The 15,506-nt window shown below is 52.1% G+C and carries 1 protein-coding gene (running past one end of the window); it reads right to left on the bottom strand.

Annotated features, from left to right (window positions below; genetic code table 11):
• Nucleotides 1-15,506: the 5' portion of a non-ribosomal peptide synthetase gene (locus Xmir_RS15885; RefSeq protein WP_099115161.1), read on the bottom strand. Its footprint begins 7,405 nt before the window's first position; 15,506 of the gene's 22,911 nt are visible here — the first part of the coding sequence; it begins with the start codon at nt 15,504-15,506; its stop codon lies off the left edge, out of view.

The raw sequence follows: 15,506 nt of genomic DNA, 5'->3' as shown, positions 1-15,506 counted from the left end.
ATTTCACCGGCAACGCCAAGAGGCGCAGGTTGGCCTTGTCTGTCCAGAATGTAGACCCGGGTATTAGAGATTGGGCGGCCGATAGGGATTTTTATTTCACCTTTACCCCATTTATCTTCCATGAAAGGTATCTCATAGGCGGTGGCAAACGTGGTTGTTTCCGTTGGCCCGTATACATGCAGTAAATGTTGTGGCGGATGTTCGGCCCTGAGACGAATGGCTGAACGGGTATCAGTTTGTTCACCACCGAAAAGTACATAACGTAAGCCAGACAATGATGGCGCAATCAGATTTGCATATTGGTTAAACAGTGCCGTGGTGAGGAATAGCGCACTGACATTTTCCGATGCCAGACACTGACCAAACCGGGCGGGTTGTAGCAGGGTCTTTTCCGGAACCAACAGAACACGCGCCCCATGAGCCAGAGCTGACCACACTTCCCAAGTCGCTGCGTCAAATGAAATATTGGCACAATGGGCAATGCAGTCATCAGGCCCGATATCAGCAAAGCGATTATTGATAATCAGGCGAAGGACACTGCGATGCTCGACCATCACGCCTTTTGGCTGACCGGTTGAACCCGAAGTATAAATCACATAGGCCAGATGGCGTGATGTCAGGCCGCGTGTCTGAACATCTGGATTGTCAGTTGGTTGTGTCATTATGAACGACGCCTGAGCACTGAGTTCATCACCCATGACATCATCGTGCAGTAAATGATCGAGTAAGACCGTAGGCAACGCGCTGGCAAGTTTATCAGCCCACTTCGTTTGGGTCAGTAAAGCCACAGGGGTTGCATCCCCAAGCATATAAGCCAGTCGCTCAACCGGATAGGTCGGATCGAGAGGGAGATAAGCCCCGCCTGCCTTGAGGATAGCCAGTAAGCCAATCACCATTTCCAGACTGCGTTCGATACAGATGGCTACGCGATCATCCGGGTGCACGCCCAATGTAATCAAATGATGCGCCAGACGATTAGCGCGTTGGTTCAGCTCGTCGTAGCTCAGGGTCTGGCCTTCGTAAATCACAGCGGTAGCATTGGGGCGTTGTAATACCTGCGCCTCAATCAGCGGGTGGATCAGCGCTTCTTGTGGAAACTCTGCCTGAGTTGTGTTGAAGTCCACCAGCAGTTGTTGCCGTTCGGCTTCCGGTAAAACCGGCACATCCAGAACCCATTGTTGCGGATTGTGAACCAAAGCCTCGATCAAACCTTTGATGGCAGTCGCCAGATAGGTGGTGACTTGATCCGGAGAGATTTCAGTGACGGTCAGCGCGGTGAGTTGGAAACCGTGGCCTAAATCATCCACTGACAGCGTAATGGGGTAATTAGTCCGCTCTTTGGCAGTGAGTACGCGCATATCTGCCCATATTGTGTCAGTTTCATCTCCCTGACCGGTTTGACTATGGCGGTAATTCAGCAACGCACTGAACAGCGGCATAGGTTGCGCCACGCCACTGCACCGTTGTGCTAATGCCAATGGTGCTTGTTCATGCTCCAGTAATTTTGTCAGGTTGCGATAGGCATCCTGCACAATGTCCTGCACATTGCGTCCGCCCAGAGAAATTCGCACAGGCAGGGTATTGATAAACATCCCCAGTGTTTGATTAGCACCCGCGACACCTTGCAGGCGGCCCAACAGTACGGAGCCGAAAACGACGTCATCACGACCGCTGGTTTTTGCCAGTACCTGAGCCCAGGCGACATGGAATAATACGCTGGGGCTGACGCCCAGACGGCGTGCCTGAATACGTATGGCTTTTGCCAGATCGGGACTGAGTGAAAGAGTGGCTTTTGCAACGGGTTCACTGTCTTCGGGTAACTCCCTATGCTTTGAAATCGCTTTTGGCATAGTGAGAACACCGAACGGAGCCGTTGGTTCGTCGATATCGGCGAGTTGTTCGCGGAAGTAAGCTTCATGTACTGAAACCGGCACACTCAGCGTCTGGGCGATAAAGTTGCGATAGGGCACGGCAACAGGCAATACCTCACTGTTTCCCTGTAGAATCTGGTCAATCTCCGCGAAGATAAGTTCCAGAGTCATATGGTCGCTGACGACATGATGAAAACGCAGCGCCAGCAGCCACTCATTTTGGGCCGGATCGTGAGCAATATCAGCCGCGAACAGGGGGGCCTGAGTCAGATCGATACGATGCCGGCGCGGATCAGTGTGAGCCCGTAATTGGGTGGAAACATCGTCCCCCATCGTTGGGGTAAACACATTGATGGGCAAAGGTGCCTGACGCCAGACCACCTGAACGGGTTTTGCCAGATCCTGCCAGTAGACAGCGGTACGCAGGATATCATAGCGGTCGATAACTTGTTGCAAGGCACCCAGAAAAGCATCAAGGCGCTCACGGGTATTAAAGGCAAGCAAGACTTGTAACAGATAGTCATCACCTTGTGTCTGTAACAGGTGATGGAACAAAATACCTTCCTGCAACGGAGCCAGCGGATAGATATCCTGAACATTACCCGCCCCATCAGGAATATGACTGATAATGGCATCAATCTCAGTCTGGGACAGAGAAACCAGTGGCAACATATCAGGCGTGATAGCGGTACAGCCATCAGGGATTGGGTTAGGCGGTACGACAAAAGTGCCGGCATCACGCTGAGCCGCTTTTGCCATATCAGCAAGAACCGGTGCAGCGAACACACTGCGAACATCGAGTTGCCAGCCGCTGCCGCGCAATTCCTCAATGAGACTGACGATCATCAGCGAATGCCCGCCCAGTTCAAAGAAATGGTCGTGGCGGCTGACGTGTTTCAGCCCTAATAGATTTTGCCAGATCTGAGCCAGAGCGATTTCTGCTTCACCGATGGGCGATTCATAGTGACTTGCGACAAAAGCGGACGCATCAGGCGCAGGAAGCGCCTGACGATCAAGCTTGCCATTGGGTGTCAGCGGAAAAGCCTCAAGCGTGATAAAAGCACTGGGCAGCATATACTCCGCAAGATGCAGAGAAAGTTGCTGGCGCAGTTCAGCCGGAACCAATTCAATGCCATCCTGTGGCCGCAAATAAGCGACCAGCCGTTTTTGGTTCGGCTCATCTTCGCGAATCAGGACGATAGCTTCACGCACGCCTTGGCATTGCACCAGTTTGGCTTCAATTTCGCCAAGTTCAATCCGGAAGCCACGCAGTTTAACCTGAAAATCATTGCGTCCGAGGTATTCGACATTGCCATCAGCACGCCAGCGGCCAAGGTCACCGGTTTTGTACATACGGGCATCAGGCTCTGAAGAGAACGGATTGGTGAGGAAGCGTTCCGCCGTCAGTTCGGGGCGGTTCAGATAGCCGCGGGCAACGCCGGCGCCAGCGATATAGATTTCGCCGGCGACTCCAACAGGAACAGGCTGGCCTTCAGGATCAAGAATATAGATTTGGGTGTTGGCAATTGGGCGGCCAATAGGTGGCGCGCTTTGTTCCTGACTGTCACACAGATACATCGCCGCACAAACTGTAATTTCAGTAGGGCCGTAAGCATTCAGCATACGCCTTCCTTCTGACCAGCGTTTAACCTGTGAAACCTGACAGGCTTCACCGCCTGCGAGCAGCGTTTCCAGTGTTTCAGGTATGGCATCCATGGCTGCCAATGCTGTTGGTGACAGAAGAATGTGTGTAATGGCCTGTGTTTCCAAAATCGCCTGCAATGCCGGGCCGGGTAGAAGATGAGTACGACGGGCAAGATGGAGACGAGCGCCACCCAAAAGTGCCATGCAGCATTCCCAGATACAGGCATCGAAACTGTTTGACGCAAATTGCAGGATACGACTGTCTGGTTTGATCGCTAAGGTAGCTTGCTGTGTCGTAATCAGGTTACTTAAGCTGCGATGTTCAACCATGACCCCTTTAGGCAACCCTGTGGAGCCGGAAGTATAGATGACATAAGCCAGATGGCGGGATGTCAGCCCTGATGCCTGAGAGTCCGGATTGTGGGCTGGCTGTGAAGCCAGTAGTGAGTCTTGGGTATCGAGCAGTAACACAGGGACTGAATCGGGCAGTTTGCCGACCAGCGTTTCTTGTGTCAGCAACACTCTCGGTGCCGCGTCCTCAAGCATATAAGTCAACCGCTCAGTGGGATAGGCAGGATCAAGCGGCACATAAGCTCCTCCGGCTTTGAGGATAGCCATTAAGCCGACCACCATTTCCATACTGCGCTCGACACACATCGCCACGCGGTCATCCGGGCGAACACCCAGTGTAAGCAAATAATGAGCCAGACGATTGGCGCGGCAGTTTAATTCGTCATAGCTGAGTGTTTGCCCCTCGAATACGACGGCAATCGCATCGGGAGTATTGGCCGCCTGAGCTTCAAACAGTTGGTGGATCAACGCCTCTTGTGGGAAATCAGCCTGAGTTGTATTGAAGTCCACCAGCAGGTGTTGCCGCTCCGATGCGGGTAACATCGGCAAAGTGGCAATGGATTGTGTTTCATCAGCCACCATTGCCACTAACACAGTGTTCAGGTAACCGACCATACGCTCAATGGCTGCGGCATCGAACAAATCCGCGGCATAAACCAGATCACCCACTAAACCGGTTTCAGTTTCAGTCAGTGACAAGGTTAAATCAAAATGAGCACTGTAATGCGTCTGTTCAATCGGTGTGAACTGGAGATCCGGTAACGTCAACACTTGAGATGGCGTGTTGTTCAGGGCCAGCATAACCTGAAAGATCGGGCTATAACTCAGGTTACGCTCAGGCTGTAGGGCTTCCACCACTTGTTCAAAGGGCAGATCCTGATGAGCATAGGCCGCGAGTGCCCGTTCACGAACCTGGGTAAGCAGGTCAGAGACACTGATGGAATTATTCAGCGTGACACGCAAGGCCAATGTATTGACGAAGAAACCGATTAACCCTTCAAGTTCATGATGAGGCCGGTTGGCGACCGGTGTGCCGATGACGATATCATCCTGACCGCTGAGGCGGGCAAGAACGATACTCCAGCCAGTTAACACAGTCATAAACAGGGTGCTGTTATGGCGTTGTCCAAATCCTTTCAGTGATGCCAATAGATCCCTGTCAAAATGGACAGGAACCCGGCCTCCGACGAAGGATTGTACTGTCGGGCGCGGGCGGTCAGTCGGCAGTACCAGTAAGGCCGGAGCCTCTTCAAGTCGGGCACGCCAGAAATCGCGTTGTGTTGTCAGGGTCGTTTCTTGCAGCCAGTGACGTTGCCAGACAGCATAGTCAGCGTATTGAATGGGCAGAGGCGGCAAGGGATCGCTTTCACCCTCAAGGGCCGCACGATAGAGGACACTCAACTCGCGCATCAGCACACTGATAGACCAACCATCAGAGATAATATGATGATGGGTGAGCAATAAAACATGCTCCTTGTCTGTCAGTTGCAGCAAATACCCCCGGATCAGCGGGCCTTGAATAAAGTCAAAAGGCGTCTGGGTTTCAAGCGAGACAAGTTCAGTCATCCGGTGGTGATGCTCTTCTGGTGCTAATGGACGCAGGTCTTGGTAAGACAAGGCAAAGCCAATATCAACAGGATCGATTTGCTGGCAGGGTTGACCTGCCACCAGCACAAAACGGGTACGTAATATTTCCTGTCTGGCAACCAGATTATCGAGTGCGTGGCTCAGTGCCTGATGATTGAGCTGACCGGTAAGGCGCAATGCCACGGGAATATGATAGGCCAGACTGGCTGCCTGATCGAGTTGACTCAGGAACCATAACCGTTGTTGAGCGAAGGATAACGGTAGTGGCTGATTGCGATCAGCTACAGGGATCGTTAGCGGAGCGGTTGTCGAAGCGTCAGTAAGCGTTTGGGCCAAATCCATCAGAAGCGGCTGGTCAAAGAGTTGTTGTAGTGACAACTCTCGCGCCAGATCCTGACGTACATGCGCGACAAGTTGGACAGCCAGCAGCGAATGACCGCCCAGCTCAAAGAAATGGTCATGACGGCCAACCTGTTCCAGTCCCAGCAATTTTTGCCAAATCCGGGCCAGTGCAATTTCTGTCTCACCAACAGGAGCTTCATAACCGCGCGCGACCACAGCCGATAAATCAGGGGCAGGGAGTGCCTGACGATCAAGTTTGCCATTCGGTGTCAGCGGAAAAGTCTTAAGCGTAACAAAAGCACTCGGTAGCATATATTCCGCAAGATGTTTGGCGAGTTGCCGGCGCAATTCGGCCGGTACTAACCCGATGCCATCCATCGGTTGCACATAGGCGACCAGACGTTTATCGTCACGGACGATCACAACCGCTTCGCGCACGCCATCACATTGCTCAAGTTTTGCCTCTATTTCACCCGGTTCAATCCGGAAACCCCGCAGTTTGACCTGAAAATCATTGCGGCCGAGGTATTCGATATTGCCATCGGACAGCCAGCGTCCGAGGTCACCGGTTTTGTACATACGGGCATCCGGCTCTGAAGAGAACGGGTCGACGAGGAAACGTTCTGCGGTCAGTTCGGGCTGGTTCAGATAACCGCGGGCAACACCAGCTCCGGCAATGTAAATTTCGCCGGCCGCCCCGAGAGGAGCCGGTTGCCCGTATGGATCGAGGATATAGATCCGGGTATTCGCAATCGGACTGCCAATGGGAATAGAGCGCGTAACATCAACGGGTGAGGTAATCGCATAGGTTGCAGCAAACGTGGTGGTTTCCGTTGGGCCATATCCGTTAACCAAACAAGCAGGCTGCGATTCAGCCAATTGAACATGCTGTATCTTTTTAGGGTCGAGTACATCACCACCGACAAGCAGGTAGCGCAATTGCCCGAACAGGGGCTTGAGCGCATCAAGGTACTCATTGAATAAGCCAGCCGTTAACCAGAGCGCAGTGACTTGTCCCTTGATCAGGGAATCGCAGAAATGCACCGGATCAAGCAGCACGGATTGTGCAACGACATGCAGACGTCCGCCATTGAGCAGGGCAGACCAGATTTCCCAGGTTGATGCGTCAAAAGCAATATTGGCACAGTGGGCAACACAGTCGTCAGGGCCAATATCAGCAAAACCACTGTTGATGATAAGGCGAAGCACATTGCGGTGTTCGACCATTACACCTTTAGGCAATCCGGTGGAACCTGATGTGTAAATCACGTAGGCTAAATGGCGTGATGTCAGATTCAGTGCCTGAATGTCCGGATTATGCGTCGCTTGTGTTGTTAGAAACGGTGTTGTTAGAAACGGTGTTGTTAGAAACGATTCTTGTGCGTCAAGCAACACAGCAGGGATGTGGCTGTCCAGTTTGTCCACATAGGCTGTTTGAGTCAGCAAGGCCACAGGCTCTGCATCCTCAAGCATATACATCAATCGTTCGGACGGATAAGTCGGATCAAGCGGCAGATAAGCACCGCCCGCCTTAAGAATGGCGAGCAGACCCACAATAAGTTGCGGACTACGCTCGACACAGATCGCAACGCGATCGTCAGGATGTACCCCCAGCGCAATCAAATGATGGGCCAGACGATTAGCACGGCGGTTCAGTTCGTCATAGCTTAATGATTCACCCTCAAACACGACGGCAATCGCATCGGGATGACGTTGCACTTGGGCTTCGAACAGTTGGTGGATCAAGGCATTTTGTGGGAAATCCACCTGAGTGGCATTAAAATCCACCAACAATTGCTGCCGCTCTGTCGCTGGCAGGATTGATAGCGCTTGAATCAACTGTTGCGGCTGGTGAGCCAACGCATCCACCAGACCACGAACGGCGGTCATCAGATACGTGGTAATGCGTGTTGGATCAATACGGGCTACTGTTTGCGCTGTGAGGCGGAAACCGATATTCGTATCATCTACTGTTAATGTGACGGGATAGTTAGTCCGTTCTTCAATAGCGATGATACGCATACCTATCTGGGGCATCTCAATAACGTCAGCCTCATTAAGTTGAGTGTGACGGTAATTGAGTAACGCACTGAACAATGGCATTGGCTGCGCCACGGCGCTGCAACGTTGTGCCAGCGCCAATGGTGCCTGCTCGTGTTCCAGTAGGGCCGTTAAATTGTGATAGGAGGCCTGTACCACATCCCGCACATGACGGCCGGCGAGAGAAATTCGTACCGGCAGCGTATTGATAAACATCCCCAGTGTTCGGGAAGCGCCCGCCCCGCCCTGTAGACGGCCTGACAGCACAGAACCGAAAACAACCTCGTTGCAACCGCTGGTTTGTGCCAGCACTTGCGCCCAGGCGACATGGAACAATACCCCCGGACTGACGCCCAGACGGCGAGCCTGAGCGCGGATTGCTTCCGCAAGAGCAGGATCGAGCGAGAGATGAGCTTCAACGATAGGCTCACTATCATCCTGCATTGAGAGGACACCAAAGGGCGCTGTCGGGGCACCGATATCAGCAAGTTGAGTACGGAAATACGCTTCATGCACATCTGTCGGTACATTTAACGTCTGGGCAATAAAGTTACGGTAAGGGAGCGCCGCAGGCAGTGCCTTGGTTTGCCCTTGTTGTATTTGGGCAATCTCAGCAAAAATCAGCTCCAGAGTCATATGGTCGCTGACGAGATGATGGAAGCGCAGGGCCAGCAGCCACCTGTCCTGCGCGGGATCATGGGCGATATCTGCAGCAAACAGCGGTGCCCGGCTGAGGTCGAGACGGCTTCCACGTGGGTTAACGTGGGCCTGTAATTGAGATGGCACGTCATCCGCCGTAGCTGGCGTGAACACATTGACATGCAGCGATGCCTGACGCCAGACCACCTGAACCGGTTTTACCAATCCTTGCCAGCAGGCTGCGGTGCGCAGGATATCGTGGCGGTCGATGACTTGTTGCAGACCGGACAGGAAAGCATCAAGGGCGCTGCGGGTATCAAAGGCGAGCATACAGTGTAACAGATAGGTATCGCCCTGCGTTTGTAACAGGTGATGGAACAGAATACCTTCCTGTAGTGGTGCCAGAGGGTAGATATCCTGTATATTGCCGGCCCCGCCGGGGGTTGCTGCGACGATCGCATCAATCTCAGCCTGGGAAAGTGATACCAAAGGCAGCATATCAGGTGTAATGGCGGTGCAACCGTCAGGAATACGGTTAGGCGGCACAACGAAGGTATCAATATCCCCTTGAATTGCCTGTGCCATTGCAGACAGTACGGGAGCAGAGAACACACTGCGGACGTCAAGTTGCCAACCGAGGCTGTACAGTCGTTCAATCAGGCTGACAATCATCAGGGAATGGCTGCCCAGTTCAAAGAAATGGTCATGACGGCCCACTCGCTCTAATCCCAACAGATCTTGCCAGATTTGCGCCAAAGCGATTTCTATTTCACCGACCGGTGCTGAATAACCGCGTGTCACCACGGCAGATGAATCCGGGACAGGCAGGGCTTTGCGATCAAGTTTACCGTTAGGTGTTAACGGGAAAGCCGCTAATGTCACAAAGGCACTAGGCAACATATACTCAGCAAGGTGTTGGGCAAGTTGTTGGCGCAGTTCGTTAGGAAGTAACTCAACACCCTCCTGTGGACGTAAATAGGCGACTAATCGCTTCTGTCCGGACTCTTCTTCATGGGAAATAACTGCTGTTTCAATAACTGTCGTTTCAATAAATGCCGCTTCAATTACTACCGCTTCGCGCACACCGTGACACTGCATCAGTTGCGCCTCAATTTCACCCAGCTCAATACGGAAGCCGCGCAGTTTGACCTGAAAGTCATTGCGGCCAAGGTATTCGATATTACCGTCAGACAACCAGCGACCGAGGTCACCCGTTTTGTACATACGTGCATCGGGATCGGAAGAGAACGGATCGGAAAGGAAGCGTTCGGTGGTCAACTCAGGGCGATTCAGATAACCGCGGGCAACACCCGCGCCGGCGATATGGATTTCACCGACAACGCCAAGTGGCACCGGTTGACCATGCGAATCAAGGATATAAATCCGGGTATTGGCAATCGGACGGCCGATATGGCTGTCAAATCCCGTTGCACGGTTCATTCGTGTCCACGTTGAATACGTTGTCGTTTCAGAAGGGCCGTACAAATTGCATACATTCTGGACATTGGTGTGGGTAAATAAGTGTTCAACAACGTGTGATTTCAGGGCTTCACCGGCTAAATTGACGGTTCGGACGCTCATGGGCACCGCATTGACTTCAATCAGCCTTGCGATAGCCGATGGCACGGTGTTAATCAGGCTGATGGCCTGTTTTGTGATGGCTGATTCTGTGTTAACCAGCGACAACACATCAGGGACAAGGTGCACCGTACCGCCAGAGAGCAAAGGAGCAAAACATTCGTACACAGCCAGGTCAAAATTCAGTGAAGTGGCAAACAACGTGTGTGCCAATTCCGCCGGGCTAAACATTTGTTGTGTCCACGTCAGGAAATTCACGGTATTGCGGTGTTCGATGGCCACGCCTTTGGGCAGACCGGTAGAGCCTGATGTGTAAATAACATACGCCAAATGGCGTGAAGTCAGCCCCAGAACCTGCGCATCGGGATTGTGGTCTGGCTGCTCTGTCAGGAATGGTGTTTGGGTGTCGAGTATATTATCGAGCAGAACCTTGGGTACAGCGCGAGTCAGCTTGTTGACAAGTGCCGTTTGGGTCAGTATCGCCATCGGTGCTGAATCTTCCAGCATATACGCCAGCCGTTCGGTGGGATAGGCCGGATCTAACGGCACATAAGCCCCGCCGGCTTTGAGAATGGCGAGCAGACCAATCACCATTTCGGGACGGCGTTCAACACAAATGGTTACCCGATCATCCGGGCGTACTCCCAATGCAATCAAATGATGTGCCAAGCGATTGGCGTGACGGTTTAATTCGTCATAACTGAGCGTTTGGTTGCCACATACAACTGCTGTTGCAGTAGGGCATTGAGCCGCCTGAGCTTCAAATAGCTGGTGGATCAGGGCATTTTGCGGGAAATCGGCATGGGTGGCGTTGAAATCCACCAACAATTGTTGCCGCTCCGATTCGGACAGCATCGGCAGACGCGCAATGGCTTGGGTCGTATCGGTTGCCATTGCTGCCAACACTCGTTGTAAATAGCCAACTATGCGCTCAACGGTGGAGGAATCAAACAGATCAGACGCATACTCCAATCCGCCAATCAAGCCCGTGTCGGTTTCAGTCAACAACAACATCAAATCAAAGTGTGCGCTATGACTTATCTGTTCAATACGTGAGATCTGTAAGCCGGGCGAAGTTCGCTCTTGAACTGGCGTATTGTCCAAGGCCAGCATCACCTGAAAAATGGGGCTGTAGCTGAGACTGCGTTCAGGCTGTAACGTCTCTACTACTTGTTCGAAGGGCAGATCCTGATGGGCATAGGCGGCGAGTGCTTGCTCCCGGACTTGGGTAAGTAGGTCAGTAACGCTGAGGTCATCATTGAGCCGGACACGCAAAGCCAGCGTATTGACAAAAAAGCCCATTAATCCCTCAAGTTCACGGTGTGGGCGATTGGCGACCGGCGTACCCATCACAATATCATCCTGACCACTGAGTCGGGCAAGGACAATACTCCAGGCTGCCAGTACCGTCATAAATAAGGTGGTGTTATGACGTTGTCCAAGTGACTTAAGCGATGTCAGTACGCTGGCATCAAGATGGAAGGGCACCTGACTGCCAACATAAGTTTGTACCGCCGGGCGTGGCCGATCAGTGGGAAGTGACAATAGGGCAGGTGCATTTTCAAGTTGTGCATACCAGAAATTTCGTTGTTCTGTAAGGTTGTTTCCCTGCAACCATTCACGCTGCCAGACAGCATAATCGACATATTGAATCGGCAAAGGCGGCAAGGGAGTGTCATAGTCGTTGAGGACAGCATGATAGAGAACATCAAGTTCGCGCACTAATACACCAATAGACCAGCCATCAGTAATAATGTGATGCAGGGTGAGCAATAACACATGTTCTTCATCTGTCAATTGCAACAATTGACCACGAATAAGCGGGCCCTGAGTAAAATCGAAAGGGGTTTGAGCCTCAAGATCAGTAAGTTTGGCAATATGGCGGATGTGCAGAGCCGGATCAAGCTGACGCAAATCATGGCTGGACAGGGCAAAACCCATATCAGCGGGATCGATATGTTGGTAGGGTTGACCTTCCACCAGAACAAAACGAGTCCGTAAGCTCTCGTGGCGGGAAACCAGATGTTCCAGTGCGGTCGTCATGGCGTGGATGTTAAGTTCGCCAGTCAGACGCAATGCCACGGGAATATGGTAAGCCAGACTTGCCGCCGGATTGAGCTGACTCAGGAACCACAAACGCTGTTGGGCAAAAGATAAAGGCAATGGCTGGCTGCGGTCAGCCACGGGAATCATGGTTTGAGTAGTTGTTGCAGTCTCGGTAATGGTATGCGCCAATGCCATCAGAACAGGCTGGGCAAAGAGCTGTTGTAGTGGCAATTCTCGTGTCAGCGTCTGGCGTATGCGTGCTACGAGCTGAACGGCCAGCAGGGAATGACCGCCCAGTTCAAAGAAGTGGTCATGACGGCCCACTCGCTCTAATCCCAGCAAGTCTTGCCAGATTTGCGCCAAAGCGATTTCTATTTCACCGACCGGTGCCGCATAACCGCGCGTTACTATGGCGGAGGAATCCGGGGCAGGCAGTGCCTTGCGGTCAAGTTTGCCGTTAGGCGTTAACGGGAAAGCCGCTAACGTGACAAAGGCACTGGGTAGCATATACTCCGCCAGATGTTCAGCGAGTTGTTGACGCAATTCAGCGGGAACCAGTTCAACACCCTCCTGTGGACGCAGATAAGCAACCAGACGCTTCTGACTTAGCTCATCTTCGCGGGCAAGGACAACTGCTTCACGCACCCCGTGACACCGCATCAGTTGGGCCTCAATTTCCCCCAATTCAATACGGAAGCCACGTAATTTGACCTGAAAATCATTGCGGCCGAGGTATTCGATATTGCCGTCAGACAACCAGCGGCCGAGGTCGCCGGTTTTATACATGCGGGCATTCGGATCGGCGGAGAACGGACAGCTAAGGAAACGTTCGGCAGTGAGTTCAGGACGGTTCAAATAACCACGGGCAACCCCCGCGCCCGCGATATGGATCTCTCCCGTTATGCCAAGGGGCACCGGCTGACCATACTCGTCAAGAATATAAATCTGGGTATTCGCTATCGGGCGCCCGATGGGAGGAAGCGTTGGCCACTGTTCAATTTCCTTACCTAATGTATATGACGTTACGACATGGCTTTCTGTCGGGCCATAGTGATTGTGTAACTGGCAATTACCAGCCCGTTGCAGGAACCGCTGAATGGCGGGTGTAATGCGTAATTGCTCACCGGCAGTAATAATATGCACCAGATAAGAAAAATCGTCTTCACTGTCGCTGGCGGCTTCCGCAAGATGCTGGAGGGCAATGTAGGGAAGAAAAATACGATTAACCTGTTTTTGCCGGATCAGCCGAAGGAACTGTTGAGGCTCCCGACGCATGGCTTCATTAATCAGGACCAGACAGCCACCTTCACACAGGGTGGTAAAGATTTCCTGAAACGCAACATCAAATCCTAGCGCCGCAAATTGCAGGGTTTTACCGGTACTGGCGGGAGTTGAAGGAGAGTGACGGTGCCAATGCAGCAAGTTTGATAATGCTGCAAGCGGCATTTCTACCCCCTTGGGTAATCCGGTCGAACCTGACGTGTAGATCACATAGGCCAAATGGTGTGATGCCAGCCCCAGAGCCTGAGTATTCGGGTTATGAGTGGGTTGTTCAGCCAGATAAGGTTGCTGGGTATCAAGTAACACGGTCGTGTATCCGGCAGCAGGTACGGCACCGTTCAGGGTTTCAGCGAAAGCCATTTGGGTGAGTAATGCCACTGGAGCCGAATCCCTGAGCATATACACCAGCCGTTCGGTCGGGTAGGCGGGGTCGAGCGGAACATAAGCACCACCGGCCTTGAGAATAGCGAGTAACCCTACCACCATCTCCAGACTGCGTTCAGCGCAAATCGCCACCCGTTCATCCGGGCGAACACCCAACGCAATCAAATGATGCGCCAAACGGTTGGCGCGGCGATTGAGTTCACCATAGCTGAGTGTTTGTTCTTCAAACATCACGGCTGTGGCATCAGGTTGCTGTGCAGCCTGTGCTTCAAACAGTGAATGAACCAAGGCATCTTGCAGGTAATCCGCCTGCGTAGTATTGAAATCCACCAACAATTGTTGCTGTTCTGCCGGTGGCAATATCGGCAAGTTGCGGACTTGAGCCTCCGGAGACGTGAGAGCACCTTCTATCAGTGTCATCAGGCGGGATTGGAGCGCTATGGCTTCGGCACGACTCAGATAATCGGGTGAATAATCAAACTCAAGTGTGTAAGGCTTATGGGCATCTTTACTGTTGGCGAAGGCGTATTGGTGGATCGCAATAACGAGAGGGAATGGAGCACCACGTTGTATTTTTGAGTATTCGAGCGTGGCGTTTGGCATACCGGCATTCACTTCGATCTGCTCAAATGACAGCATGATATCGAATAGTTGAGTTTGCCCGATCTTTTGTTGGGCTTGTATGTGGCGGTTCAGCTCTGCAATCGGCAAACGCTGACGTTTATAGCAACGACGCAATTCTGCTGCGGTTTTGTTCATCACATCGAGGAAAGTATCATGCGGTGTAACGGTAATACCGACGGGAATAACGGATGAAAACATCCCTACTATGCGCCTTTGTTTGACGTTTTTACGGTTGTGCACGGGGATGCCAAGAACAATTTCCTCAACATGGCTGGTGCGTGAGAAGTAACAAGCCAGAACGGCATACATAAAATGCAGGACAGATAACCCTTGTGCGGCCACAATATCTTCGATTCGCTGATAAATTGCTTTGTCCAGTTGCCAAATTAAAGGTTCAGGGTGTTCGTGTTCTGTTATTTTGTTTGAATTTGATGGCTGAATTAATGCGGGTGGTAAATTTTTATAGCGTTCCAGCCAAAATTGCCGATCTTGTCTATAGCGTTGTGAGTTCAGGTAAGCGATGTCCTCATCAATAAAGTCGAGATAAGAGGGAGCCGCTTCGGTGAGCTCCTCACCTTTGGCTAAGCGACTATAAGTGTTGGCTATCTCTTCGGGGATAAGTCCTAACGTGATCCCGTCAGCAATCAGATGATGGCAACTGAACTGCCAGTACCAGCGGTTATCACTCACCCGCAGCAGCTCAAAGCGCCATAGTTCACCATTCAAATCGAACGGACGTATTAGGGCAGCACGAATATGTTGCTCAGCAAGTTCTTCTGAATTGGCATGACCAGAGAAATCATGAATTGTCACGGACACAGGCAAAGCGTCTGCCAGTTCTTGCAGTGGTAATTCCTGGGTATTCACGAGTCGTAAGCGCAATACATCATGACGATCAACAACGGTCTCAAAGGCGCGCACTAACAGCGCTTCATCCAATTCTCCCTCAATGAGAATAACTGACCCAAGATTGTAACAGGTGCTGTCAGGGCGAAGAATCTGGTCAAGCCAGACGACCTGCTGGGGAGAGCTGAGGGGGAATGGGTGAGAGGGGGAGGAAGAACAATTCCCAAACGAAAGTTGATCTTCGTTGTTAATACGATTGCATGACATAGGCAT

Source organism: Xenorhabdus miraniensis, from assembly GCF_002632615.1.
The sequence above is the reverse complement of the archived record's forward strand: the minus strand, read 5'-3'. Positions and strand labels throughout refer to the sequence as shown.